Origin of the sequence: Capnocytophaga cynodegmi (genome assembly GCF_002302475.1) — a bacterium.
GTDB classification, from domain to species: domain Bacteria; phylum Bacteroidota; class Bacteroidia; order Flavobacteriales; family Flavobacteriaceae; genus Capnocytophaga; species Capnocytophaga cynodegmi.
In genome coordinates, this window is record NZ_CP022378.1 from 2230674 (window position 1) to 2257125 (window position 26452).

23 protein-coding genes are annotated in these 26452 nt (G+C 34.4%); 3 read left to right on the plus strand and 20 right to left on the minus strand.

Annotated features, from left to right (window positions below; all coding sequences use genetic code 11):
• Window positions 1–39: 39 nt before the first annotated feature.
• The 12 genes from CGC48_RS09880 to CGC48_RS09935 form a co-directional block, all read right to left on the minus strand.
• A complete protein-coding gene (locus CGC48_RS09880; protein WP_098029432.1) occupies window positions 40–2730 on the minus strand; it encodes an AsmA family protein in 2691 nt (896 codons plus the stop codon).
• Between the two features lie 52 nt (window positions 2731–2782).
• A complete protein-coding gene (locus CGC48_RS09885; protein WP_098029433.1) occupies window positions 2783–3541 on the minus strand; it encodes a carboxypeptidase-like regulatory domain-containing protein in 759 nt (252 codons plus the stop codon).
• A gap of 178 nt (window positions 3542–3719) precedes the next feature.
• Complete coding sequence (locus CGC48_RS09890) at window positions 3720–5486, minus strand: DEAD/DEAH box helicase (protein WP_098029434.1); 1767 nt, start codon at window positions 5484–5486, stop codon at window positions 3720–3722.
• A 422-nt stretch (window positions 5487–5908) separates the two neighbouring features.
• On the minus strand, window positions 5909–6259 hold the full coding sequence (locus tag CGC48_RS09895) for a hypothetical protein (RefSeq protein ID WP_232780499.1): 351 nt from the start codon (window positions 6257–6259) through the stop codon (window positions 5909–5911).
• A 28-nt stretch (window positions 6260–6287) separates the two neighbouring features.
• Window positions 6288–8621, minus strand: a complete 2334-nt coding sequence (locus tag CGC48_RS09900; RefSeq protein ID WP_098029435.1) for a ribonucleoside-diphosphate reductase subunit alpha — start codon at window positions 8619–8621, stop codon at window positions 6288–6290.
• A gap of 8 nt (window positions 8622–8629) precedes the next feature.
• On the minus strand, window positions 8630–9211 hold the full coding sequence (def, locus tag CGC48_RS09905) for a peptide deformylase (protein ID WP_002686967.1): 582 nt from the start codon (window positions 9209–9211) through the stop codon (window positions 8630–8632).
• A 39-nt stretch (window positions 9212–9250) separates the two neighbouring features.
• Window positions 9251–10225 (minus strand): ribonucleoside-diphosphate reductase small subunit, encoded by a 975-nt coding sequence (locus tag CGC48_RS09910; protein ID WP_098029436.1) that lies wholly within the window; start codon window positions 10223–10225, stop codon window positions 9251–9253.
• Complete coding sequence (locus tag CGC48_RS09915; protein ID WP_098029437.1) at window positions 10222–10821, minus strand: hypothetical protein; 600 nt, start codon at window positions 10819–10821, stop codon at window positions 10222–10224. The genes CGC48_RS09910 and CGC48_RS09915 overlap by 4 nt, the downstream gene beginning before the upstream one ends.
• On the minus strand, window positions 10821–12260 hold the full coding sequence (locus CGC48_RS09920) for a leucyl aminopeptidase family protein (RefSeq protein ID WP_098029438.1): 1440 nt from the start codon (window positions 12258–12260) through the stop codon (window positions 10821–10823). Before CGC48_RS09920 ends, CGC48_RS09915 begins: the two co-directional genes overlap by 1 nt.
• A 1-nt stretch (window position 12261) precedes the next feature.
• The gene (locus tag CGC48_RS09925; RefSeq protein WP_098029439.1) at window positions 12262–12879 is read right to left on the minus strand and encodes a peroxiredoxin; all 618 of its coding nucleotides are present in this window, start codon (window positions 12877–12879) and stop codon (window positions 12262–12264) included.
• A complete protein-coding gene (locus CGC48_RS09930) occupies window positions 12863–13348 on the minus strand; it encodes a tetratricopeptide repeat protein (RefSeq protein ID WP_098029440.1) in 486 nt (161 codons plus the stop codon). Before CGC48_RS09930 ends, CGC48_RS09925 begins: the two co-directional genes overlap by 17 nt.
• A 1-nt stretch (window position 13349) precedes the next feature.
• Entirely contained in the window at window positions 13350–13946 is a 597-nt protein-coding gene (locus CGC48_RS09935; protein ID WP_098029441.1) for a superoxide dismutase, read from the minus strand.
• A gap of 374 nt (window positions 13947–14320) precedes the next feature.
• On the opposite strand from CGC48_RS09935, the gene lpxK reads away from it, so the two are divergent.
• Together lpxK and CGC48_RS09945 are read left to right on the plus strand one after the other, a co-directional pair.
• The gene (gene lpxK / locus CGC48_RS09940) at window positions 14321–15319 is read left to right on the plus strand and encodes a tetraacyldisaccharide 4'-kinase (protein WP_098029442.1); all 999 of its coding nucleotides are present in this window, start codon (window positions 14321–14323) and stop codon (window positions 15317–15319) included.
• 29 nt (window positions 15320–15348) lie between these two features.
• Window positions 15349–16083 carry a biotin--[acetyl-CoA-carboxylase] ligase gene (locus CGC48_RS09945; RefSeq protein WP_098029443.1) on the plus strand — a complete coding sequence of 245 codons (735 nt, stop codon included), beginning with the start codon at window positions 15349–15351 and terminating at the stop codon, window positions 16081–16083.
• Window positions 16084–16160: 77 nt separating this feature from the next.
• Here CGC48_RS09945 and ligA read toward each other — a convergent pair whose 3' ends face one another.
• From ligA to CGC48_RS09985, 8 genes are all read right to left on the minus strand, one after another.
• Complete coding sequence (gene ligA / locus CGC48_RS09950; RefSeq protein WP_098029826.1) at window positions 16161–18152, minus strand: NAD-dependent DNA ligase LigA; 1992 nt, start codon at window positions 18150–18152, stop codon at window positions 16161–16163.
• 72 nt (window positions 18153–18224) lie between these two features.
• A complete protein-coding gene (locus CGC48_RS09955; RefSeq protein ID WP_098029444.1) occupies window positions 18225–18569 on the minus strand; it encodes a DUF2853 family protein in 345 nt (114 codons plus the stop codon).
• Between the two features lie 38 nt (window positions 18570–18607).
• Complete coding sequence (gene menD / locus CGC48_RS09960) at window positions 18608–20281, minus strand: 2-succinyl-5-enolpyruvyl-6-hydroxy-3-cyclohexene-1-carboxylic-acid synthase (protein WP_098029445.1); 1674 nt, start codon at window positions 20279–20281, stop codon at window positions 18608–18610.
• A gap of 15 nt (window positions 20282–20296) precedes the next feature.
• Window positions 20297–20764, minus strand: a complete 468-nt coding sequence (locus tag CGC48_RS09965; RefSeq protein ID WP_098029446.1) for a hypothetical protein — start codon at window positions 20762–20764, stop codon at window positions 20297–20299.
• Window positions 20765–20766: 2 nt separating this feature from the next.
• Window positions 20767–21321, minus strand: coding sequence for a hypothetical protein (locus CGC48_RS09970; RefSeq protein WP_098029447.1), 555 nt, complete (start codon window positions 21319–21321; stop codon window positions 20767–20769).
• 47 nt (window positions 21322–21368) lie between these two features.
• Window positions 21369–22907, minus strand: a complete 1539-nt coding sequence (locus CGC48_RS09975) for a YifB family Mg chelatase-like AAA ATPase (RefSeq protein WP_098029448.1) — start codon at window positions 22905–22907, stop codon at window positions 21369–21371.
• Window positions 22908–22979: 72 nt separating this feature from the next.
• Complete coding sequence (locus CGC48_RS09980; RefSeq protein ID WP_098029449.1) at window positions 22980–24383, minus strand: TlpA family protein disulfide reductase; 1404 nt, start codon at window positions 24381–24383, stop codon at window positions 22980–22982.
• Between the two features lie 138 nt (window positions 24384–24521).
• Window positions 24522–25346, minus strand: coding sequence for a purine-nucleoside phosphorylase (locus tag CGC48_RS09985; RefSeq protein ID WP_018279048.1), 825 nt, complete (start codon window positions 25344–25346; stop codon window positions 24522–24524).
• 136 nt (window positions 25347–25482) lie between these two features.
• Between CGC48_RS09985 and fmt the strand changes: the two genes are divergently transcribed.
• Entirely contained in the window at window positions 25483–26430 is a 948-nt protein-coding gene (gene fmt, locus CGC48_RS09990) for a methionyl-tRNA formyltransferase (protein ID WP_098029450.1), read from the plus strand.
• Window positions 26431–26452: the final 22 nt, after the last annotated feature.

The following is a 26452-nucleotide window of genomic DNA, read 5'->3' on the forward strand; positions in this document are numbered from 1 at the left end:
ATTCATTTCGAGCTTTTTTTATTGTAAACAAGTAAATTTCTATTCATTTTTATTTCCTCCCAATCCTTTCAAAAAATTGTTTATCTGTTTTTTAGCTTCTTTTTTTACCTCTTCTTTAGCCTTTTCTTTAACTTCTTCTTTCGTTTTGGATATTACACTATCTTTATTACTGATTAATCCATCAACAATTTTACTGGTTTTTCCTGCTGTTGTGGAGTCTGTTTTTGATGAAATTAACGTTTTTAGTGCATCGGTTCCTTTGATTTTCAAATTGTTAATCTGACCTTCTGTTATCTGAGAAACCAAGTTCGTAACAGCTTGTTTCATATCGGTTGATACTTTAGGTGATTTAAAAGTTCCTTCAACAGAGGCAATTACAGGAATATTATTAATTTTTTTCTGGTTTTCAGGTGTCAGTTTTGATAGTAAAGAATTAGCTTCATTTCCAAGCATTTGAGGAGGAACATTGAATGTTAGTTGATAATTCATCGTTTGGTCGAAGCCGTGTGAACCATCTACATTGATAGCTACATCTTTGTATTTCAGAGTGAAAGGTTTGAATTTTACTCTTCCATTTTCAAATTGTAAAGATGTTTTTAAGTCATTCAGATTTAAGTTTGATAAATTCAAACCTGAAAAATGTGAATCTAAAGATGAAAGTAGAGGCGATTCTTCAGTTTTAACTCTGGAATTAATAAGTGAAGCGAATAAACCTCCCGAAATTGTATTCAAATTTGGAGTTAAATCATCGTTTAATTTTCCACTAACATTGATGTCTGTGTTTATAAAACCTTGAACGACATTGGCTATTGGAGCTATTTTTGCCAACATATCAATATTTTTGAAAGCTTCAGGCACATTCAGTTTGTTCATTAATAATTTAACATCAAAATCAGGGATACTTTCTTTCGTTGAAACATTTCCACTTATAGCAATTTTTCCTCCAAAAATATCTGTACTTAAATTTTCTAACGAAACTTTTTCATCTTTGACAATCAATTTTCCACTAACATTTTTCAGTTGTAAATTATCATAAACTACAGTGTTGGCACTAGCAGAAAATGTACAATCCAAGAAAGAAGGAATTTTTAATGTAGCTTTAGAAGAAGTATCCTTAGAATTTTCTGTGGTTTTAGACTCTGATTCTGTGTTTTTTTGTGTAGATGAAGGTTGTAAAAAGTCATTTACAGCTAATTTGTCTGATTTCATAACGAAATTTCCTTCTAAAATTCCTTTTTTAAATAGAAATCCGTAAAGATTATCAAATCTTCCTTTTAAATTGATGTCTGATTCACCTGTTTTTGCTGAAAAATTACTTAATTCAATATGTGAAGGACTGAAATTTAGCCCAGCGTCATTAATATAGAATGGTTTTGCGAATTCTTCCCCATCATACACAAATTGCTGTAAAGAAGCATTTCCTTGACTTTTTATATTCTGGTATTGTTGTTTTTCTACAGAGTTCATATCTAATTGTGCAGAAATATCCATTTTTAATATTCCTGATAATTTTTTATCCAGAGATATAGGGTATGCTTGAGAGAGATTTGCTAAATTTATAACTCCTTTTAAATCAGTATCTATATAGGGATTTTTAATCAGATTAACCACATTTGCTCGTGCAGAAAAATGGTCTTTGTCAATGGTCATCGTGAATTTATTCAGATTAACCTTTGTATCATCCAAAATTCCGGTATCGTTATTTACCTTTAAATCAATATTAATATTTTGTATCGTTTTAGGTAAATTAGGATATTTGAGTGATGCGTTTTGTGAAAACATTTCAATGCCAAAAGTCGGGATTTTCTCTTTTGTGAATTCTCCTTTTACATTCCCATTGACGGTGAAATTTCCTGTAGTTTTCACATTTTCAATACTTTTTGAATATTGCTCTGGAATTAGAGCTAAAAAGTTTTGAAAAGCAGAAGAAGGAGTATTGAAAGTCAGGTCATAACGTTGTCCATTTTCTAGTAATTGTATAAATCCATCAAAAACTAGGTCTAATCGATTAATGACAGCTTTATTTTCTTTGAAAGTATACTTTTGTTGGTTTAAATCAATTCCTAAAATAGCATCTAACGAAACGGGAATTTTATTCATAAAATTGCTTTTATCCATCGAAAAAGAGATATTTGCAGTGGTTTTTGTATCCAAATCCAAAATTTCATTAGAAAAATTTCCTCTCCCTTTATGATTGATTTCATCAAGGGTTAAAAGCATATTTCCATCATCATTTTTAAAAGTAAAATTCATATTTTCGACTGAATAGGATTCTATTTTCAGGTTGAAAGTATTTGGGGCATTGCTTTTACTTGTAGTAGTTTCAGAAGGAATAGCAATATCATAATTTCCCTTTCCTTCTTCATTGAAATGTATCAGAACAGAAGCGTCTTTCAAATCGAACCCAAGAATGTTGTAATTTCCTGAAATTAAGTCAGTAATGCTTACCTTTAAGTTCATTTCTTTGGCGGAAAATAATGTATCTCCTGCAAAAGGTTCTTTGTTGATAATCTGGAAGTTAGTAAGAGCGATAGAAGCTCTTGGAAAGTTTCTGAATAAACTCACAGAAATATCTTCTAAAGAAGCCACCGCATTAATATTTTTATTTACTGAAGCAATTGCTTTTTCTTTGATAGTATCTTTAAAGAGATAAGGAATTGCTATCATTGATAAAATTATGACAATCAGAATTATACTTCCGATTTTGAAAATTTTTTTTGCTGTTTTCATTATAAGGTTTTGTTTCTGGAATTATTTGATTTTTTAGAGAAAGAATACAACGCTATTTGTTTTTTCGGTTTAGAATTCGATATTCTTCATAACAACTGCTGATAGCTTCAAGTATCTGTAAGTCATTGGCTGACAATATGAAATCATTTGAGTAGTTGCACGAACGAATAACATCTTCCAGTTCACTTCGGCTTATTTGGAGTAGCTCTAATAAAGTTTCTCGGTCGTATTTTGTAGCAAGAAGGTCACTTAACTGGTTATCTTCGCGCATTTTTTGTAGTTTTCTCATTTCTCTTCCTTTTGAACCGAACGTTCGATAAAGAAAATCAACAGGATTGAAGATAGATCCAATAACACGATTTATAGCACTTGAGCCTGAACGACTTTCATAGCCAATTTCTAAACCTGAAATACTGTAACGCTTGTTCTCATTTATAGGGATATTTTTTGCGTCAATATCTAAGAAACCTGTTAATTTATAAGGAGTTATAACCACTTCTTCTAATGCGTATGCAAGTTCTGTCATACCAATTTTAGTTCCTGAAAATTTAAGCATATCATTGGTTACCAGTACTTTCATTGATTTATGTCCTAAAAACGAAAAATACAAAGTATCATTTATCGCAGCACGGATTTTAAAATTACCATCGTTGTCAGTAGTTGTTCCTCTAACCTTGTTTAGGTTCAAAATATGTACGTTGGGAATAGGTTTGTTTGTTTGTACGCTGAATACATTTCCTTGAACTTCAGATTCTTGAGCAACTGCAAGATGAACAAATACAATTGTTAGTATGAATAGTATTTTTTTCATATAATGTTTTTTTACTCTGAATTTTAAAATTATTATATAATCAAAGGATAAAGGTATGAAAATAAAACAAATAAATGATAAACTGCTTTGCTTTTTGTTTTTATTTAACAAATTTTATAGAGTATTAAAAAAGAGTGAAGATATCTCTCCACTCCTTAATAATCAAAGCATTATGCAATTATTTTCGTTTTTTTCTTTTATTGAAAGCTTTTTCAAAAGCTTGTGAGGTTTTTTGCTCCCTTTTTCCTTTTGAAGATTGTTTTTCAGAAGAATTACGAGCTTTTTCATTGCGTTTTCTGCCTTTTGAGTCTCTATTTTTTTCTTTCTGACTTTTTCTACCTCGTTCTCTTCCTCTTTCTTGTTTTGATGAAATTTCTACGTTGATAAAGCGACCATCTAATTGAAAATCATTAAATATATTCATCACCAAATCAGTATTTTCTGCTTCAGTATTAAAGAAAGAGAAACTATTTTTTACGTCTACTTTGAAAATATCATCTTTTCCTAAATCAAGAGTTGCTTTTAGGAAATCTTTTAAAGTTTTCCAATCATAACCATCTCTTTCTCCTACGTTTATGAAGAATCGGACTTCATTGTCATTCGAATTAAAGTCTTTTTCTTCTGAGTTATTCAAATCCTTAGAATTTTTATAGTAGTTGAAGAATCGGTTAAATTCCACTGCAACCATTTTTTTAATAAGTTCTTCTCTGTCAACCCCTTGAAGAACATCATTTATTGCAGGTAAATAATCCTCAATAGCTTGATCTACAGTAATATTTTTGATATTATTAGCCAAATGATATAGTTGAATTTCACAGATTTCAATTCCATTTGGTAGTTTTTTCAGTTCAAAAGGTTGCTGAATGATTTTTTCAATGGCTTTTATTTTTTTAACTTCACTTTTAGGAATAATAACCATCGACACGCCCGATTTACCCGCTCTTCCCGTGCGTCCGCTTCTGTGAGTGTATGTTTCGATTTCATCAGGTAGCTGATAATGAATAACGTGAGTTATATCATCAACATCAATTCCTCGTGCCGCTACATCTGTAGCTATTAGCATTTGTATTTGTTTGGCACGGAATGCTTTCATTACTAAATCACGTTGGTTTTGACTCAAATCACCGTGTAGTGCTGCTGCATTATATCCGTCTTCAATCAATTTTTCTGCAACAGATTGTGTATCTTTCTTTGTTCTACAAAAAACAACAGAAAAAATATCAGGATTTGCATCAGCCAATCGTTTTAGGGCTTCATATCTGTGTCGTCCATTTACAACATAGAACTCGTGACGTATACTATTCGAGGCTTGGTTTCTTGCTCCTACTGTAATTTCTAGAGGTTTGTACATAAACTGACGAGCAATTTTGGCTACCTCATTGGGCATTGTAGCTGAGAAAAGCCACGTGTTTTTCGTATCTGGAGTATGTGACAAAATGGAAGTGATATCTTCATAAAAACCCATATTTAGCATTTCATCGGCTTCATCTAAAATGCAAAAGTTTATATTTGAGATGTTTACAAAATTTCTGCGAATCATATCTTGCATACGTCCGGGAGTAGCAACGATAATTTGGGCTCCTTTTTTTACATTACGAGCCTGTTCTTCAATGCTTGCACCACCATAAATAGCAACTACATTTACTTTCGGGATGTATTTTGAATAAAGTTTTAATTCTGATGCTATCTGCAAACATAGTTCACGTGTAGGAGAAAGAATAAGTCCTTGTGTTTCACGATTTTCTGGGTCTATTTTTTGTAAAAGAGGAAAGCCGAATGCGGCGGTTTTTCCTGTTCCTGTTTGTGCCAAAGCAACCATATCAATGTTCTCAGAAAGTAATGAAGGGATTGCTTTTTGTTGTATTTCAGAAGGATTTTCAAAGCCCATATCAGCTACGGCCTTGAGTATAGGTTCACTAAGCCCTAATTGTTTAAATGAATTCATATATAAATTTTACGGGGCAAAGGTAATCAATTAATTGGGAAAAAATCGTTAATTTTTCGTTTTTTATTGTTCTAAATAATTTATTTTTGCAAAAATATCCAACTAAATTTGTATGATTTTTATTATCAAAAAGTTACTTATTTTTCAAAGTATATAAGGTAACGATTTAGCGATGGAAATAATTTCATTGATTCTACTTGTTTTACGTTGTAACTCAATGTAGAAAGGGTACGAACTATTTTACAAATTGGCAAAAAAACTTCTACCTCTTTCAAAAGGTTAATAGTAAGACAATCTCAAGTATCGCCGAACCAAAATGTGAGTATTGAAACGAAAAACATTTATCCTAATTCTTAATATATACACTGTTTACTCTTCATTTTAATGAAATTACTTTGTTCTTAATCGTTAGTTCTTTAGATTCACTCATATTTACGCTTTTTTTTATACAAAGTTCTCCACTTCCGTTTTTCAAGTTCGCGTTTCAGGAGCATCGTAGCGATAACCCTACTGATGGGCGTGTTGTTATTTTCTTGCAAGGCTATTTTGAGTTTTTCTTCCGAGACATCTACCCGATAAAGTATATTAATGAGCTTGTTGAAATCTGTCTGAATCAAAAAATCTACATACGAAACTAAAACTTCAAATTGTTCTCCAAAAGAAATGTTTTTTTCAATACTTACTTCTTTATCTAATTGAGAATAAACTTCTCGAATGGCAAGTTTCTTTTCTTCCAAAGAAGTTATAGAGTCGTTATTTAATTGGTTTTCCATTTTTTATATTGAAAATAAACTTAACTTATCAACTCCCACACGCCAGGCATTCCTCTGGGGTGTCTAGTGAGCAAGCTACTTGTGATTGTCCTGAAAGCATCTGCGTATCTACGGTAAATTTGATGGCATCTACGGCGGCTTTGGTACGGAGGTAGTACATACCCGTTTTCAGTCCGCTTTTCCACGCGTGGAAGTGCATTGAGGTGAGCTTTGCAAAATTCGGCTCTGCCATAAAGAGGTTGAGCGACTGCGACTGACAAATAAAGGCACCTCGCTCCGCCGCCATATCAATAATGGTTTTTTGTTTGATTTCCCAAACGGTTTTGTATAATTCTTTCAGTTCGGTGGGGATTTCAGGAATGTTTTGCACCGAGCCATTTTCGGCGATGAGCTTGTTTTTCATCGTGGGGTTCCACAAGCCCAATTCGATGAGGTCTTTGAGTAAGAATTTATTCACCACCACAAATTCACCCGAAAGCACACGGCGATTATAAATATTACTGGTGTAAGGCTCAAAGCACTCATTGTTGCCCAAAATTTGCGAAGTAGAGGCGGTGGGCATCGGTGCTAAAAGGAGCGAATTGCGTACGCCGTGGGTCATCACTTCGTTGCGAAGTTTTTCCCAATCCCAGCGGTCAGAAGGGGCTATTTGCCATAAATCAAACTGAAATTTTCCTTCCGAAAGAGGCGAACCCGCAAACGAACTGTACGCTCCTTGCTCCTTTGCCAATTCCATAGAGGCTTCCATCGAAGCAAAATAAATGGTCTCAAAAATATCCTTATTGAGCTTTCGTGCTTCTGGGCTTTCAAAGGGCAAACGAAGAAGTAAAAACACATCTGCCAATCCTTGCACACCTAAACCTATCGGACGGTGGCGGTCATTAGAAGTTTTGGTTTCGGGAATGGGATAATAATTTTCGTCAATTATTTTGTTGAGATTTCGCGTAACGATTTTGGTTACTTCATAGAGTTTTTGAAAATCAAAGCCCTTGTCCGAAACATAGCGAGGCAAAGCCAAGGAAGCCAAATTGCACACCGCCACCTCATCGGCGTTGGTGTATTCCATAATTTCGGTGCAGAGGTTGGAGCTTCGTATCGTACCAATGTTCTTTTGGTTTGATTTTTCATTCACGGCATCTTTGTAGCACATATAAGGTGTACCGGTTTCGATTTGAGCTTCGAGAATGGCTGTCCAGAGTTCGCGTGCCTTGATTTGCTTGCGAAATTTTCCTTCGTTTTCGTAAGTGGTATAAAGTTCGTTGAATTTTTCGCCATACACCTCGTACAGCCCTTGTGCTTCGTTGGGGTCAAAGAGCGACCACATTTGGTCGGCTTCTACGCGTTGCATAAAGAGGTCAGGAATCCAAAGGGCAGGAAATAAATCCCTTGCGCGCATCTCCTCCTTACCATGATTTTTACGAATATCAATAAAATCAAAAATATCCGAGTGCCACGGTTCAATATAAACGGCAATAGCACCTTTGCGTTTGCCGCCGCCTTGATCTACATACCGAGCGGTGTCATTGAACACGCGAAGCATCGGAATAATGCCGTTGGAAATTCCGCCTGTACCTTTGATGTAGCTCCCTGTAGAACGAATGTTATGAATGCTCACACCAATACCTCCTGCGGATTGCGAAATCAAAGCACAGCGTTTAAGGGTGTCAAAAATGCCAGCGATGCTGTCTTCGGTCATACTCAGTAGGAAGCACGACGACATTTGCGGTTTGGGCGTACCCGCATTGAAGAGCGTTGGCGTGGCGTGGATAAACCATTTTTCGCTCATCAGGTTGTAAGTTTCGATGGCCGCCTGAATATCCTCTTTGTGAATGCCCAAGGCTACACGCATAAAGAGGTGTTGTGAGCGTTCGGTTACCTTTCCGTTGGTGCGAATGAGGTAGGAACGCTCCAAGGTTTTAAATCCGAAGTAATCAAAATTATAATCGCGGTCGTAGATGAGGCTACTGTCGAGTTCATCGGCGTTTTTACGAATGATCTTATAAATTTCCTCCGAGATGAGAGGTGCGTGGGTTTGGGTTATGGGGTCGGTGTATTCGTAGAGCAATTGAGCGGTTTTTGAAAACGATTTAAGAGTGTTTTTGTGCAAATTGCTCACGGCGATGCGTGCCGCCAAGACCGAAAAATCAGGGTGAATGGTAGTTTGTGCGGCGGCGGTTTCTGCCGCAAGGTTGTCCAGTTCGGTAGTGGTAACATTGTCGTAAATCCCTTGAATGACTTTTTTAGCAATTTCAATTACATCTTTTTCCGAAATTGATAAGCCGTAGATAAGTTTATGGATACGCGCCGTGATTTTATTAAAATGAACGGCTTCTTTTTTTCCGTTTCTCTTTATTACAAACATTTCTTTTTTTATTTGAATTTCATAGCATAAGCAGGAACTAGATTTCCTTTCAATAGTTTTTGGAGTTTGGATTGCATCAGTTTTTTCGCCAAGGGTTTCACTCGGTCAATGTAGAGAATGCCTTCCAAGTGGTCGTATTCGTGGAGAATCACGCGTGCGGTCATTCCGCTAAAAGTTTGGGTGATGGTTTCAAATTGTTCGTTTTGATAGCTCAATTCCACCGACCACGAACGGGCTACTTTTCCTGATAAAAAGGGCAAACTCAAACAGCCTTCTGCTTCTTCCCATTGTTCTTCGGAAAGATTTTTTATTTGCGGATTGATAAACACCCGCCGAATACCTGTATCGTTGGGTTCAAAAAGTTCGGCTCGTTCGTCCTCGTTCATCACATCGTAAAGCACCTTTGAATCGGCAACGAACAACCGCAAAGATTTACCCACTTGTGGTGCTGCCAATCCACAGCCATTGGCTTTTTCCATCGTTTCCCACATATTGTCGATGAGTTCGTTCAAATTGGGAAAATCGGGTGTTACAGCTTCTGCCTTAGTCTTCAGTACATTGTTTCCGTAAGCAAAAATGGGGAGTTTCATTTTTTAATGGTTAATGATTAATTGTTAATTAACAATTACTTAAAAATCTTCATCCAGTGAAAAAGCGTTTTGTTCGCTACTGCTTTGTGCTACGCCTGTTTTTTGATATTCACCCACACGCCGTTCAAAGAAATTGGTTTTTCCTTGCAAAGAAATAAGTTCCATAAAATCAAACGGATTGGTGGCGTTCCATACTTTATTACAGCCCAAAGCAACGAGCAATCTATCGGCAACAAACTCAATGTATTGGCACATCAGTTCGGCATTCATCCCAATGAGTTTCACAGGGAGTGCATCGGTAACAAATTCTTTTTCAATGGCAACGGCATCTACGATGATTTCTCTTACGGTTTCTTCTGAAAGTTTGTTTTGTAGGTGATTGGCATAGAGTAAGCAAGCAAAATCGCAGTGCAAACCTTCGTCCCGACTGATGAGCTCGTTAGAAAAGGTGAGTCCCGGCATCAATCCGCGTTTTTTGAGCCAGAAAATAGAGCAAAAACTTCCTGAAAAGAAGATACCTTCCACGGCAGCAAAAGCGATGAGCCGTTCGGCAAAACTTCCTTTGGTAATCCATCGCAACGCCCATTTTGCTTTTTTGGTAACGCACGGAATGGTTTCGATGGCACGAAGCAAATAGTCTTTTTCGGTAGGGTCTTTTACATAAGTATCGATGAGGAGCGAGTACATTTCGGAATGAATGTTTTCAATCATAATTTGAAATCCGTAGAAACATCGTGCCTCAGGATATTGCACCTCTTGGAGGAAGTTGATAGCAAGGTTTTCATTGACGATGCCATCGCTGGCGGCAAAAAACGCCAACACCCGCGAGATGAAAAATCGTTCGTTATCATTGAGTTTGTTTTGCCAATCGTGGAGGTCGGGTGATAAATCCACTTCTTCTGCCGTCCAGAAACTGGCTTCGGCGTTTTTGTAGAATTGCCAAATATCGTTGTGCTGTATAGGAAAAATGACAAAGCGGTCTTTGTTTTCTATTAAAAGAGGTTCGGTAATCATTTTTTAGCTTCTTTTAATTTCACAGATGCTTGTATATCAATATTTTCCCATACTTTACTTATTCCATCAGCACCTTTATGCAAATCGAAACAAACTGAGTTAAGCACTTCTAAGGCTTTCAAAGCTTCAAATTCTTTTAAATAGATGGAAGATTTGACCTTCAATAAATTATCTTTGAATTGAATTTCTGCTGGAATATTATTTACACTAATCCCATTCATTCTTAGCTTTATAGTCCATTGATGATTTTCAAAAATGAATTTTCCCGATATTTTTCCTGCTTCATTCATCAATCCGAAGAAAAAATTTTTAATTTTTTCATCTCTGGAAAGGTCTCCTGTTGACAACTTTAAGGCATTAATAGAAAACTCGGCATTGTTTAAAAAATTTTCAACGGATTTTCCCTCAGAAAGATTAATTAAATCCACCGATTCAAAAGTTCCTTTTACAGGTAATTTGTCGGTAGTTTTATATGCTGTCCATTCTACTTTTACTGAATTTTCAACGGGTTCAAAAGATGATTTTTCATTTTTACAAGAGTACAACAATGTACCTCCTATACCTAATAATACGATGAATAAATTTTTGATTTTCATTAGCATTTACTTTTTACAAATTCATATATTAATCTTACGGGAACGGCGGTTGCTCCGCTTTGTTTATAGCCTTTTTTGTCTTTGAGAAAAGCTGCTCCTGCAATGTCGAGATGCACCCAAGGGTAATCGGTAAAATGTTCCAAAAATTTAGCTGCTGTACTGACTCCGCCAATTGGTCCGCCAATGTTTTTAAGGTCGGCAATATCAGATTTTATGAGTTCGGCATATTCTTTCCAAAGAGGGAGCTGTACAATGCGTTCATAAACCTCTTCGCCTATGGATTTTAGAGCATCGATACTTTCTTGATGGTTGGAAAGTCCTGCAATACCAAAACTGCCCGTGATTGCTGCCGAAGCTCCTGTGAGCGTAGCCATATCAATCACCAATTCGGGGTTGAATTTTTTCGCATAGCACAGAGCATCGGCGAGTACAAGCCGTCCTTCGGCATCGGTATTTTGGACTTCTACCGTTGTGCCGTCCATTATGGTAATCACATCATCTACCACTAAGGCATTGGAGCTGATTTTATTATCCGTAGCGGGTACAATACCGATGACATAATAAGGTAATTGATTGCCTGCAATGGCACACATCGCTCCTAGAACGGCTGCACCACCTGCCATATCGCATTTCATTGTACTCATTACGCCACCCACTTTGAGTGAGTAACCGCCCGTATCGAACATTACGCCTTTGCCTACCAAAACTAATGGCTGACTATTTACTGCATTTTTCGGTTTGTAGTGCATAATATTAAAAGTGGGTGGTATTTCCGAACCTTTATTTACCCCAAGCAAACCGCCCATTTTCAGGGTTTCGATTTGCTTTTTATGAAGAATTTCCGTTTCAAAACCGAATTTTTCACCTGCTTCTTGTGCCCATTCTGAAAATTTGAGTGCGTCCATATAATTAACAGGTTCATTCACTGCGTTTTTGGTGAGGGAAATGGCTTCGAGAAGTATATTAAGTTCCTTGTATTGCTGTTCTGAAACTGCGGTTTCTGAAATAAATAGCGTGATTTTGCCTTCCCTTTTTTGGGATAGATATTTATCAAAATGATAACTGCTAAGCAACATACCTTCCAAGAGAGCGTATTTTTCTTTTTCGGAAAACATTTCTAGATTTTCGAATACCACTTCTGTAGAGGGAGAGGCAGCGTAAGGCTGTAATGAGCCTATAACATTCGCACCTATTTGTCTTAAATCTTCTAATTCATCTTTAGAAACGGCTACCAGCAGACTTTTTTCTTCTTGCCAAAGACACCAATGTTTATTCTCTTTCTTGTCGAATGATTGACGAATTTCTGATTTTAAATTTTCCTGAATATCAATCTTATGCAAATCTTTTTCGTTACGAATAAATCGGATTATTGCGCCTTTTTCAGATGGTGAATTGTGGGTATATCGTTTGAGTTCTGTATAAAGGTTATTATCGGTCATTTTATTGATTTTTTAATTGTTGGGAGAGTGTTTGTTCTCCTGCTTTCCATCCACAGGCAGTTAATTCTTCCGTTTGGAGAGCATCTAATACACGAAGTACTTCCTCTACATTTCTTCCTACATTCATAGGATAAACGCTTAGCCATTGTATAATTCCTTGTGGGTCAATGATAAAAGTAGCTCGATAAGCAACTTTTTCTTCGCAGTTTAAAATTCCCATTTCTTCGGATAAAGATTTGGAAGTATCAGCAAGCATTGGGATAGAAAGGTCTGCTAATTGGGGATGATTTTGTCTCCACCCTAAATGTACATATTCAGTATCAGTTGAAGCACCAATCAGCAAAGCATTTCTCTCTGCGAATTTTTCGTTGTTTTTGTTGAATTCTACAATTTCTGTTGGGCAGACAAAAGTAAAATCTTTGGGCCACCAAAAAAGCACCATCCACTTTCCTTGCTCCGTTGCATAGTTATTTGTAATTTCAGAAATTTCTATGCCTTGTTTTGTAGAAATAACGGCTTTTTTAGTAAATTCAGGTAATTTGTCCCCAATACTTAGTATTCCTTTTTGAATGAGTTGTAATTGTTCTCTCTGAATCAGTTTTTTAATTGAATTGCACATAATCAAATGTTTTTATATTTTGTAAATTATTTTTTGTTATTTGATTTTTTAAATAAGTTAAGAAAGCATCTGTCTTTGATGTTCTAACATTACTTTTTTGAGTAAAACTAAGGTAATTGAGAATAGATTTTCTTAATTCTTTTTCAATGATTTCCTTTTGATAATCCTTCTGATAGAAATGCAAAAGAAAATGTATTGCTTTTTGCAATATCTCTTCGGCTCTGTTCAAATCCTTAACTTCTTGATAACAATTTGCCAAATTGTAACACGAAATGGTATATACTTGTATGAAAGGCACTTTTAATCGCACACAATCTGGCAAATTGCTATTCAATACTTCTGCTCTATATAAGGCGTTTAGGTAGCCATCTAAAGCAAGTTCGTAATTTCCTTCATCGAAAAATTTATTAGCTTCTTCTGTCAAAAATTTCCAATAATTTTCGATATGATTTACACAAGTATCACTCATATTATTTTAGATTTTGGTTAGCAAAATTCCAATTGACCAATTCCCAGAAGCCTTCTACGAATTTGGGTCTTGCATTTCGGTAATCGATATAGTAAGCGTGTTCCCATACATCAAGGGTGAGAATAGGCGTTTTGTTTTCGGTAAGAGGAGTGTAGGCATCTTTCATTGAGAGGATTTCTAGTTTTCCTTCCTGATTTTGAGCCAGCCAAGCCCAACCAGCACCGAATAATTTTACGGCAGTGGTAGAGAATTGTTCTTTAAAATTTTCAAAATTTCCGAAATCACGGTGGATGAGTTCGGCTATTTTTCCCGTAGGATTTTTTCCGCCATCGGGCGACAGACAATTCCAAAAAAAGGAATGATTCCAATGTTGAGCCGCATTGTTGAAAATAGCTACATTGTTTTGTGCGTGGCTTTTTCGGATGATGTCCACGATGTCTTTTTCTACCCATTCTGTATCTTTTACCAATCCAGCAAGGTTGTTTACATAGGCAGCGTGATGCTTGCCGTAGTGATAGTCAAAAGTTTCCTCCGTAATAATCGGGTTTAGAGCGTTTTTATCATATGGAAGCTCTGGAAGTGTGTGATTGATTTTCATTTTACTTATAATTAAATTAGTTAGTTTATTGGTTTTTAGTTTTTTAATATTATCAGTCTCTTATCTTGTTTAGATTAGCAAAAATAATAATTTAGACTTGTCTAAAAAAATAAATCGATAAATTTTTTGTCTATTTTCATAATGTACTTTTTAATAAATTGTAAATCAAATGTATAAAATGAAGTTTGATATTTTACACGTTATTTATTTTTTGTTTTTTTAGTGAGATACTATTCTATTCTATTTTTTGAGAAAGTGCCATAATTTCTTTACAGAAAGCCACTCCTGGTAAAAATAAAGTCTCTTATAATGTGTATATTACAGCTTTTTGCTTAATTTTGCCGTTTGGTTTTATTTTTTGCAAAAAAACGAAAATGATACAATTTTTACGCTATTTGCTTTTTCCAATTTCCATTTTGTATGGAGCGGTAGTTCGTTTACGTCATTTGTTGTACGATTATGGGATATTTAGTTCTACAACATTCAATGTTCCAATTATCTGTGTAGGAAATTTGAGTGTTGGAGGTACGGGAAAAACTCCAATGATAGAATACTTGATAAAGAATCTTCAATCTTATAAAAGAGTAGGAGTTATCAGTCGTGGTTATAAACGAAAGACAAGAGGCTTTATACTTGCAAATGAAAAATCTACAGTTCTTGATTTGGGTGACGAACCATTTCAATTTTGGAGAAAATATCCTGAAATTATTTTGGCAGTTGATTCTGATAGAGTTAGAGGTGTTGAAAAATTGCTAAAATTGCAAAATCCTCCTGATGTTATTTTGCTTGACGATGCTTTTCAGCATAGGAGGATAAAAGCTCAAAAGAATATTGTATTAACTTCGTATAACAACTTATATTCAGATGATTATCTTTTGCCAACAGGAAATTTGAGAGATGTTGTTTCAAGAGTTAAAAAAGCAGATGTGGTTGTTGTTACTAAATGTCCGACCAATATTTCGGAGGAAAAGCGTAAAGAAATTACAGAAAAATTGAAAAGAAATGTAACACAAAAGGTGGTTTTAACAACAATTTCTTACTCTAAAAAGATATATTCACAAAAAGAAACGATTAATTTGTACGATTTTTTGAAAATGCCTTTTGTGCTTGTTACAGGAATTGCAAATCCTCTTCCGTTAATTCAGTTTTTAGAGGATAATCAGGCTAATTACAAACATTTACAATTTCCTGACCATCATAATTTTACAAATTCAGAAATAGAAAAATTGAAAAGAGAATCACGAATATTAACTACGGAAAAAGATTTTGTTCGTTTGCAAAATCAATTAATTAATATTTATTATCTGCCCATTGAAACTGAGTTTATAAGTAAATCTGAAGAAAGTGTTTTTTTGGAAATATTAAACATTTAGTTTGTTGTTTTATTAGTTTGCCACTAAATATGAATATTATTAAACTTGATACTATAGATTCCACCAATAATTATTTAAAAAAATTAGCAAATTCAGAAGAAAAATTGCCAAATTTTTTAGTTGTCTGGACTCCAAATCAAACTAATGGAGTGGGGCAGTATGGAGCCAAGTGGGTAACTGAATCTTTTAAAAATCTGACTTTTAGTGTTTTATTTTTACATAAGAAATTTGATTTAACACAATATTTCCTACTGAATATGCTCACAGCCATAGCGGTTGCGAAAACTATTGAAGAAATGGCAATTTCAAATGTAAAGATAAAATGGCCTAATGATATTTTGTTAGAGAAACACAAAATAGGTGGAATTTTAATTGAAAATGTGATTAGAGGTACGAATATAGAAAAAAGTATTATAGGAATAGGTTTGAATATTAATCAGACGGATTTTTCTGAATTGCCAAGAGCCTCATCTCTTCAAAAAATCACTAGAAAACAATATGATATAGAGTCTGTTATGAAATCTATTCTTTTCAATTTACAGAAAGAATTCACAAAGTTGGAAGAATCGCAATTTGCAGATATTTATCCAATTTATCAAAAATACCTTTTCCAGTTGAATAAAATTTCTGCTTTTCGTCCGAAAAATGGAAAAGATTTTTCAGGAATCATAAGAGGTGTACTTCCTTCAGGGGAGCTTCTTGTTGAAACAGAAAATGATGAAATCAAACAATTTGCTTTAAAGGAGATACGACTATTGTATTGATTTTTAGTGCTTTGATTTATAAAAGAAAATCGACCTCAGAAAAGAGGTCAATATGAAAAAGAAAATATTGATAATTATTATTTTTCAATCATTTGCTGAAAATCAGTTTCGCTAATCATTGGGATACCTAATTTTTCTGCTTTTTCTTTTTTACTTGGTCCCATATTATCCCCTACAATTACGTAACTAGTTTTAGATGAGATAGATGAACCTACTTTTCCGCCGTTTTGTTCAATCAGATTTTTAATTTCATCACGAGAGAAAATCTGGAAAACTCCTGATACTACAATAGTTAAACCTTTTAGTTTGTCGGTTTGATTTTGTATATTTTCTTCTGAAACTGAAAATTGCAATCCGTGATTTTTTAATTGCTCTATAAGAAGTTGATTCTGTTCATCACTAAAGAAAGAAATAATACTTTCTGCAATCCGATTCCCAATTTCATCTACTTGTGTAAGTTCTTCTAATGTAGCATTTTGTAAGTTATCAATATTTTTATAATGACGGACTAATTTCTTTGCTACGGTTTCCCCTACATAACGTATTCCGAGAGCAAAAAGCACACGTTCAAACGAAATTTCTTTTGATTTTTCAATGCCTTTAACTATGTTTTCAGCACTTTTTTCAGCCATACGTTCCAAAGGTAACAACTGCGGAATAGTGATTTCGTACAAATCTGCATAATTTTTTATAAGTCCTTCTCTAAAAAGCAACTCCACTGTTTCCCCACCTAAACCTTCAATGTCCATTGCTTTTCGGGAAATAAAATGTTGTATTTTTCCCGTAATTTGAGGCGGACAGGCATTGGTATTAGGGCAGTAGTGTTGTGCTTCTCCTTCATTGCGAATTAAATCTGTTCCACACTCTGGACAATTTGATATATAGATAGTTGGGTTGGAATTTTCAGGACGTTTTTCAAGATTTACACCTATAATTTTTGGAATGATCTCACCTCCCTTTTCTACATACACTGAGTCGCCAACACGAACGTCTAATTTCGCAATTTGGTCTGCATTATGCAATGAAGCTCTTTTCACGATGGTTCCAGCCAGTAAAACAGGTTTCAGATTGGCAACGGGTGTAATGGCTCCCGTACGCCCAACCTGATAGGAAATGCTTTCCAATATTGTACTTACTTGTTCAGCTTTGAATTTATAAGCAATTGCCCAACGTGGTGATTTTGAGGTATATCCTAATTCCTCTTGTTGTTGAATATCGTTTACTTTTACTACCACTCCGTCAATTTCATAAGGTAAATCGTGACGATGTTCGTCCCAATAGTTTACAAAATCCATTACCTCTTGTGTAGAATGGCATAATTTGGATTCTTTAGGAACTTTAAATCCCCATTCACGTGCTTTTTGTAGTCCTTCATATTGTGTTGATATTCCAGTATTTCCAATCAAAGAATAGAGTAAACAATCAAGTGGACGTTTAGCCACCTCGGCTGTGTCTTGTAATTTGAGGCTTCCACTGGCAGTATTTCGAGGATTCATATATGGGTCTTCACCTGCATCTACACGCTCTTTATTCATTTGCTCAAATCCTTTTTTAGGTAAGATAATTTCTCCCCGTATGTGAAATTTTTCAGGATAGTTACCTTGTAATTGTAAAGGTACACTTCTGATGGTACGTACATTAGCCGTAATTTCATCTCCCTGAAAACCGTCTCCTCGTGTGGTTGCTTGTATCAACTTTCCATTTTCATAATATAGACTTACCGAAGCCCCATCATATTTTAACTCACAGGTAAAGGCAATTTTATCGGTGCCGATCGCTTTGATAACTCGTTTTTCCCAATCTTCTAAGTCTTCTTTAGAATATGAATTATCAAGCGAATACATCCGAAATTCGTGTGCAATAGTTTTGAAATTTTTGGTAATAGTCCCACCTACACGAACCGTTGGAGAGTTTTCATCATAAAATTCAGGATAAGTTTTCTCTAACTCTTGTAACTCTCTTAGTTTCAGGTCAAATTCATAATCTGAAATAGTCGGATTATCTAAAATATAGTAGTTGTAATTATGTTGATTGAGTTCTGCTCTGAGTTGCTCAATTTTAATTTTTATACTCATAACATTGAATTTATAAATCAAAAAAAGCTATCTTTTTCGATAGCTCTTTTCTAATTTTTTTAAGTTTTACTTTTCGTAAACTCCTTCTTTTTTGAAATGCTTTGCCAACAGATAGTAAACAACTGCACGATGTTTACTTTTGTTTGATTTTCCGTACGTTTCGATTACAGATTCAATGGCATTATCTAATTCTGGACCATCTTTCAAACCAAGTTTTTTGATTAAGAAATTTTGCTTTACACGATCCAATTCAGTTTTGTCTGAACCTGCAACTGTTGATGAATCAGCATTATAGATTGAAGGTCCCAAACCAATCGTTACTTTTTTTAAGAAGTCTAAATCAGGTGTTACACCACATTTCTCCTTTAAATCTTTGGCATACAATTCAATAAGTTCGTCTCTTTTACTCATATTGACTTTTGTTTTAATAATTAAAGCGTAAAGCTAAATCAATTTTTCAAGAAATGAAAATAGTTTAACAAAACTTTATCGTTTTCTAAACGAGGAGTGTTGATTTCTAATAGTTTAGGACGTTCAGAATCATTAAAGAAAGTTTTTAATTCAATTTTTAAAGACTCTAAATCATTTGTTTGAGAATAGCCCCACTGATACATTTTGCATAAATGTTCTGCAGTAAGTTGGTGAGGGGTTTCAAAATATGTTTCAAAATTTTTATCAGATTTGTCTCCTGGCAAAATTCGGAAAATTCCTCCTCCTTGATTGTTAATCAGTATGATACGGAAATTTTTTGGAGTATATCTGTTCCAAAGACCATTACTATCGTAGAAAAAACTTAAGTCTCCAGTAATCAGTAGAGTAGGGGTTTTACTTCCTACTGCGGCACCAATTGCAGTTGATACACTTCCATCAATACCGCTTGTACCTCGATTACAAAAAATTTTCCAAGAAGGATTTAGTTTGAAAAGTTGAGCATAACGAACTGTGGAACTGTTACTTAATTGAACTAATTGGTTATCAGGTATTTTTCTAAATATTTCTTTATATATTTTTAAATCAGAATACGGAATTTCAGAAATATATTCTAAATGTTTTTTATGTATTTCTTCATTGATTGTGAGCCATTTACGTTTGTATTCTGAATCATTTTTTTGTAATTCAGAACTTAAAGAATCAAAAAAGAAATTTATATCTGTTTGGAAATGATTTGTTAAGCAAAAGTAGGAATCATAACCTTTGTATAAATCAATGTGATAGTGATGTTTAGGTTGAAATTTTCGTAAAAATTCCTTTATTTTTTTTGAAACAACCAAACCTCCAAAAGTAAGTAATAATTCTGGACGTAATTCTTCTTTCAGAGTTTTATCTTTTTCTGTGAAAGTCAATAATTTATCAATATAAGGGATAAAATTATCATTATGAAGATTTGAGGTCGTTTCAGTTAAAATCAAAACAGAAGGGTCGTTGGCTAAAAGTTCTATGTGCCTTTTTTCCAGACTATTAGGAGCTAAAACACCAACCAAAACCATTTTTTTTGCCGATTTGTTCCAATTTTTAACAAAATCCGCTTTTTCTTTCGGATTTATATAAGGCTCTAGTTTTTCAATAATTTGATTTTCAAAAGAATATGATTTTTCTGTAGTTAGATACAAAGGTTCTTCGAAAGGTACGTTTATATGAACAGGAGCTTGTTGTTTTATAGCTGTATTTAAAGCCCTATTTAGCTCATATTCATTACTTTTATTATTTGATGTTTTGTCAGATAAATTTGCGTTATAAGCACTATGATTGGCAAAAACATTTTGCTGACGAATGGTTTGTCCATCTCCAATATCAATTTTATCCAAAGGGCGATCAGCAGAAATTACAACTAAAGGAATATCGCTATAAAAAGCCTCACTTACAGCAGGATAGTAATTCAACAGAGCTGAGCCAGAGGTACAGACAACTGCTACAGGACGCTTGATTTGCTGAGCAATTCCCAATGCAAAAAATGCAGCACAACGCTCGTCAACAATGCTGTAACAGGTAAAAAAGAAATCGTTTGAAAACCCGATAGTTAGGGGAGCATTTCTGGAGCCAGGCGATATTACAATATGGTTTATATTTTTCGCTTTACAAGCCAGAATAACCATTTGTGCGAGTTCTATGGCAGGTCGCTTCATAATGAGTTTAATTGTTTAATCTTGAATGGATTCTTGTTCTGTGTTTTTTAAAATATCAGCAGGAATTTTCCTATTTAATTTTCTTGTCTTATCAAAAAATAGAAAATATACACAAGTTATAAACCAACTTAGCCAAAATAAATAAAACCCAGAATGGAAGCTGAATTTCATCATTTTATGATTGGTAGTCGTAAAATCAATATATGTAAGGTATGTTCCTGCTATTCCTATGATAATAAACAGAATACAAATTGAAATTTTAACTTTTGGATTTATTTTTTTTGAAAGTTGTATTATTAAAATTAATACAATTTGTATAGTAAAAAGTAACAAAGCTGTTTTCCACCACGTTTTGAAAATCAAGTATTCACGATACATCGTGCTGATACCAACACGCCCAATAAATGACATTTTTGAAATTAAAACGCTTGAAATAACACTTGATAGAGCTTGGAAAAGTGTCAGGGAGATTAAGTTTTTCATATCTATTTTACAATTTTCCAACCAGAGTTTTCATCATATTTTAGCTTAAATTTACGACTGATAAACATTAATTTTGGATTTGGGTCTTTACCAAAGTGATAAAATGGAGTTTTTTCCTTATCCAATATGGCAGTGCAAATAGCTGTTTTCTCGTTATTTTTTTCTATATTTATTTGCTCTTCATTTAGTTTGTAAATGATTGTTTTTACGATAGAAGTTTTTTTATTGTGACTTACGATGTAGGGTAAGGATGACTTCGTCAGTGTAGGTTCAACTATGTACACACTATCCTTTGAGAACCATTTCTTTCTGACTTTTTCATTGTTAATTTCGACGTATCCATCATCAACTAAGTTTTCAATAGCCTCAATGAGTTCTTTATCTTTCTTAGCTTCAAGACGTTGTTTGTCAGTGCTGAACTTTCCAGTTTCGTATAAAGGTTTTTCTTCTAAATATGCTGAAATGAGATGTTTTACATCGTTAGGGCTTAGTTCTTTATCCGATTTGCACGAAGCAAAAAAGAATACTACCAAAATTATTGAAAAATATGCTTTCATAATGTTTTAAATTAGTTTTAAAATTCTTATAAACAGATAGTTATTGGTTATTTTCCAAACCAGCCTTCTCTATCCAAACTTCGATATTGAATTGCCTCTCCGATGTGATGTTGTTTTACGTTTTCGGATTTTTCTAAATCAGCAATGGTTCGGGCTACTTTCAGAATTCGGTCGTAAGCACGTGCCGAAAGGTTGAGCCGTTGCATTGCATTTTTGAGGAGTTCTAACGAAGCCTCGTCCAATTTACAATATTTTCGGATTTGTTTGGTGTTCATTTGTGCATTGTAATGAATATTAGGATATTCACTAAATCGTTGTGTCTGAACATTTCGTGCTTCAATCACTCGTTGGCGAATAACATTGCTACTTTCAGCTTTTTGCTCACACGAAAGTTTTTCGAAAGGTACAGGATTTACCTCAATATGAATATCAATTCGGTCTAACAAAGGTCCTGAAATTTTGCTTAGATAACGCTGCATTTCGGCAGGTGTTGAGGTAACAGGAGCGTCGGGGTCGTTAAAATAGCCACTTGGACTCGGATTCATACTCGCTACCAACGTAAATGAAGCAGGATATGTAACCGAAAATTTAGCTCTTGAAATGGTTACTTCTCTGTCTTCCAAGGGCTGACGCATCACTTCTAATACAGAACGCTTAAATTCAGGAAGTTCGTCAAGAAAAAGAACGCCATTATGAGCCAACGAAATTTCACCTGGCTGCGGATAAGCACCTCCTCCTACCAAAGCGACATCTGAAATGGTATGATGCGGACTGCGAAATGGGCGATGGCTCATCAATCCACTCTCTTTAATTCGCCCCACTACACTGTGTATCTTGGTGGTTTCCAACGCTTCGTGTAAGGTCATTGGTGGAAGAATACTGGGTAATCGTTTGGCTAACATTGTTTTACCTGAACCAGGAGGACCAATCAAAATGATATTATGCCCACCTGCCGCTGCAATTTCCATACATCGTTTTATGGATTCTTGTCCTTTAACATCTGCAAAGTCAAATTCAGGAAAATCCAAGTTTTTGAAGAATTCTTTTCGTGTGTCGATTTCTGTTTTTTCGAGATTTTTTTCTCCGTTGAAGAAATCAATCACATCTTTAATGTTTTCAACGCCGTAAACTTCCAAATTATCAACTATGGCAGCTTCTTTGGCATTTTGAGCAGGTAGAATGAAGCCTTTGAACCCCTCTTTACGTGCTTGTATGGCAATAGGCAAAGCTCCTTTTATAGGCTGAAGACTTCCGTCCAAAGAAAGCTCACCCATAATGATATATCTCTCTAAATCATCAGCTTGTACTTGTCCGTTAGCGGCTAAAATCCCGATGGCAAAACTCAAATCGTACGCTGAGCCTTCTTTACGCATATCGGCAGGAGCCATATTGATAGTAATCTTTTTTCCAGGAATTTTATAGCCATTGTTTTGTAATGCCGCTCCAATACGATAGCTACTTTCTTTAATGGCACTATCAGGTAACCCCACCAAATGATATCCAACGCCTTTATCAATGTTGACTTCAATGGTGATGGTGGTGGCTTCTACCCCAAAAACAGCACTTCCGTATATCTTTACAAGCATAAACTGAAAAAAATTAAGCACAAAAGTACTCAAAAGAATACATAAAAACAAGTGCTTTTGTAGAAAGACTATTTAATTATTAAGGAGTATTTTCTCTATATTGGGGCTAAATATGCTTTCAAAAGCTGAAATAATTCGTGTGTCTTTGCCAAGTATAAAGGACTTACTAATATTATTTATAAGAAATTTACGTGATAAATCCGTAAAATCAGTAGCGTGAAATTGCTCAATACCTTGAACGGAAGGAGCTTTTTTGAGCCATTCCTCAACGTCTTGCCCTACATCAATTCCAGTAAATTGAATATCAGGAAATAATGCCCTCAATTGTAAAACTCTGTTGAATATTAGACTCGACATTTCGGGCTGATTTACAGACCAGAAATAATATACAGTGGTTTCAGGTTTTACTATTCTAGATAAATTTGTAAGATTTTTCTTGAGGTCAATAACTTCAAAATTAGGAGGCATACTTCCTGTTTGCAAAGCTATTGTACTTTTGAAGAACGATTCCAATTCTGCTTTGTGTATGTTATTCTCATTGTATTTATTGAACTCATCTACATAACATTGACATTCTCCATTGTGCTGAATATTAAATACATATGAGTAAGCGGCATTTCTGTACAAGTTATCTCTCATACTTCCAGAAGGAAAAATACTATCAATTACTTTAATTTTTTTTAGGTGGAAATCTTCCTCTCTATTAACGTCAGTACGTCCAGATTTCAGTCCTAATTTTTTTAAAGCTAAATTATTGATAAACATAACCATATATCCATAGTATGGACGATAATATTCCAAAAAATGATCATTGAAATTTATCTTCCTTCTGTAATCATAGAAATTTTTTGGTAACAGAAAGCCTGTAGCAGGATTTCGATTATCTTTCTGAAATACAAAGGCAAAAGTTTCCATTTCTTTGTATAATGGAAAAGTAGAACTAACCAAAGCAATATTTTTCGCTTTTTCGGAAAGATCTGGATTTTTTTCTATAAATGCATCATACATTCGGATTTTCGCTTTATACACAGAATCCATTTTTTTTCTGTAATCGTCGGGCAGTAATAAGTTAAACTTTTTTAGTGTTAGGTTTTCCTTATCAAAGTCGTTAGTCTGCTGTGATATAAAGCTATTAACTGCCGCACCTTTTCCAGAAAAAGATATTGTTTCGTGAAAATTTAGTGCGTTAGCAGAAATAATTAGGCTATCTTTTGGCTCCAAAAATATATATTGATAGTTGTTATCTACTTCAAAATGATACAACTCCCCCTCACTAAGACTCAAACGTAATGAAAATTTTTTATTTTCGTTGAAAGTCACTGTATCAATAGGATTGTTATTGTGATACAGGATAATTAGTGAGTCTTTTGCGTTAGGGAAAAAGCCTTTTAGGAAAGCATAATCTTGTTGTTTAGTATTCTTGCAAGAAATTAAAAAAGAGGGGAGTAGTAGTAAAAGTAGTAGCCTATTCATCATTTAATCATCTCATCAATTAAGGTGCAAAATTAGGTAAAAGGGAAATATATGGTTGTTATGGAAAAGTTAAAATTAAAACTCTGATAAAAGATTGTGAAAATTTATCTTTTATCAGAGTTTTTTAACACTTTATGTGTATTATCTGTAGTTTTTTATAAGATTCTTTACTAATAATATGATGTTAGGCATTGCTTTGTTTGCTGCATTTAGCACTTCTTCGTGAGAAACGTTTGGTGAAATTTCAGGGCCTCCTAAATCTGTGATTACAGAAATGGCACAAACGTCCATATTTTGATGTCTGGCAACAATTGTTTCAGGAACAGTACTCATTCCCACAGCATCTCCTCCTAAAATTCGAACCATTCCGTACTCAGCAGGAGTTTCAAACGAAGGTCCTTGTAAACCTACATATACACCTTTTTGAACCTTTATATTGTTGTTTTTTGCGATTTCTTCTAGTTGAGCAATCATTTCGTGATTGTAAGGTTTGCTCATATCAGGAAATCGAACTCCAAATTGATCTAAATTTTTGCCTCGTAGGGGGTGTTCTGGAAATAAATTAATGTGGTCACGAATAATCATAATATCTCCAATTGAGAAGTTTGGATTTACTCCTCCAGAAGCATTCGAAAGTATTAATCGCTTAATACCTAACTTGTGGAATACACGAATGGGGAAAGTAACTTCCTGCATAGAATATCCCTCATAATAATGTACCCGACCAGCCATCATCAAAACATAACGATTTTCTATCTTTCCATAAATTAGCTTTCCAGTGTGTCCTGAAACTGTCGATTTTGGGAAATTTGGAATGTTTGAATATTTTATTTCTGAAATAACCTCCACTTCATCTTGCAGTTTGCTAAGTCCTGAGCCTAAGATAACTGCAAACTCAGGAGTGTGTTCCGAAATGTAAGATTGTATGATACGTGCGGTTTCATTTATTTTTTCGTTGATTTCCATAATCTGTCTTTTTATATGATTCTATTCGCAAAGATAAGTAAAAATAAAGATTTATACAAATAACAAGTTCGATAAAAAATAGTATCTTTGCATATAATGTTTTTACAACTTAAAACGTCTTAAAAAGAAACATCTAATGAAAAATCTTAGAATAATTTTTATGGGAACTCCCGATTTTGCATTGGAAATCTTAAAACAATTAGTTGAAAATGAGTACAATGTTGTTGGAGTTGTTACCATACCTGATAAACTTGTCGGTAGAGGACAAAAATTACAATCTTCACCAGTTAAAATATATGCTGAAAAAAAACAACTTCCTGTATTTCAGCCAACAAACTTGAAAAATGAAGAGTTTGTTAATTCGTTGAAAGAATTAAAACCTGATTTGCAAATTGTGGTTGCTTTTCGTATGCTTCCCAAAGTGGTCTGGCAGTTACCTAAATACGGAACGTTTAACCTACACGCTTCATTATTACCTAATTATAGAGGTTCTGCTCCTATTAATTGGGCAATTATTAATGGAGAAAAAAAGACAGGGGTTACAACATTTTTTATAGATGAGAAGATAGATACAGGAGCGATTATTTTACAGTCAGAAATGGTGATTTCGGATAGAGAAACAGCAGGAACTCTGCACGATAAACTAATGGTGCAAGGAGCATCGTTGGTATTACAAACAGTTGATGAGATAGAAAAAGGAACTTACAAAGTTATGCAACAACCTATGAATGAGTTTTTTGCAGAAGCTCCAAAAATTTATAAAGAAACTTGCAGAGTGAATTGGCAAGAGGAAGGCATCAACATTGAGAGGTTAATACGAGGAATGAGTCCTTATCCAACCGCTTGGACAATTTTGCCTCACAAAGGAGAAGAAATGAATATAAAGATATATGATGCTGTTTTTCAGGAAGAAAATCATTCTTTTCCTAATGGGAAAATAAAAGTGCAAAATAAACAAATATATGTAGCGGTAAAAGATGGTTTTGTAAATTTGTTAGAATTGCAAATTCCTGGTAAAAAACGTATGAAAGCTAACGACTTATTAAATGGATTTTCGTTTGAGGAAGAAGCGAAATTCATTTGAGAATAAATTAGGTATAAATCAA

Coding starts and splice junctions, on each gene's coding strand:
- CGC48_RS09985 (WP_018279048.1), bottom strand. CDS start 25,346: ATGGAAATCAACGAAAAAATAAATGAAACCGCACGTATCATACAATCT.
- lpxK (WP_098029442.1), top strand. CDS start 14,321: ATGATACAATTTTTACGCTATTTGCTTTTTCCAATTTCCATTTTGTAT.
- menD (WP_098029445.1), bottom strand. CDS start 20,281: ATGAAGCGACCTGCCATAGAACTCGCACAAATGGTTATTCTGGCTTGT.
- CGC48_RS09975 (WP_098029448.1), bottom strand. CDS start 22,907: ATGCTTGTAAAGATATACGGAAGTGCTGTTTTTGGGGTAGAAGCCACC.
- CGC48_RS09900 (WP_098029435.1), bottom strand. CDS start 8,621: ATGTTTGTAATAAAGAGAAACGGAAAAAAAGAAGCCGTTCATTTTAAT.
- CGC48_RS09920 (WP_098029438.1), bottom strand. CDS start 12,260: ATGACCGATAATAACCTTTATACAGAACTCAAACGATATACCCACAAT.
- CGC48_RS09925 (WP_098029439.1), bottom strand. CDS start 12,879: ATGTGCAATTCAATTAAAAAACTGATTCAGAGAGAACAATTACAACTC.
- CGC48_RS09880 (WP_098029432.1), bottom strand. CDS start 2,730: ATGAAAACAGCAAAAAAAATTTTCAAAATCGGAAGTATAATTCTGATT.
- CGC48_RS09935 (WP_098029441.1), bottom strand. CDS start 13,946: ATGAAAATCAATCACACACTTCCAGAGCTTCCATATGATAAAAACGCT.
- CGC48_RS09885 (WP_098029433.1), bottom strand. CDS start 3,541: ATGAAAAAAATACTATTCATACTAACAATTGTATTTGTTCATCTTGCA.
- fmt (WP_098029450.1), top strand. CDS start 25,483: ATGAAAAATCTTAGAATAATTTTTATGGGAACTCCCGATTTTGCATTG.
- CGC48_RS09890 (WP_098029434.1), bottom strand. CDS start 5,486: ATGAATTCATTTAAACAATTAGGGCTTAGTGAACCTATACTCAAGGCC.
- CGC48_RS09910 (WP_098029436.1), bottom strand. CDS start 10,225: ATGATTACCGAACCTCTTTTAATAGAAAACAAAGACCGCTTTGTCATT.
- CGC48_RS09930 (WP_098029440.1), bottom strand. CDS start 13,348: ATGAGTGATACTTGTGTAAATCATATCGAAAATTATTGGAAATTTTTG.
- CGC48_RS09945 (WP_098029443.1), top strand. CDS start 15,349: ATGAATATTATTAAACTTGATACTATAGATTCCACCAATAATTATTTA.
- CGC48_RS09955 (WP_098029444.1), bottom strand. CDS start 18,569: ATGAGTAAAAGAGACGAACTTATTGAATTGTATGCCAAAGATTTAAAG.
- CGC48_RS09980 (WP_098029449.1), bottom strand. CDS start 24,383: ATGATGAATAGGCTACTACTTTTACTACTACTCCCCTCTTTTTTAATT.
- CGC48_RS09970 (WP_098029447.1), bottom strand. CDS start 21,321: ATGAAAGCATATTTTTCAATAATTTTGGTAGTATTCTTTTTTGCTTCG.
- CGC48_RS09895 (WP_232780499.1), bottom strand. CDS start 6,259: ATGGAAAACCAATTAAATAACGACTCTATAACTTCTTTGGAAGAAAAG.
- def (WP_002686967.1), bottom strand. CDS start 9,211: ATGAAACTCCCCATTTTTGCTTACGGAAACAATGTACTGAAGACTAAG.
- CGC48_RS09965 (WP_098029446.1), bottom strand. CDS start 20,764: ATGAAAAACTTAATCTCCCTGACACTTTTCCAAGCTCTATCAAGTGTT.
- CGC48_RS09915 (WP_098029437.1), bottom strand. CDS start 10,821: ATGAAAATCAAAAATTTATTCATCGTATTATTAGGTATAGGAGGTACA.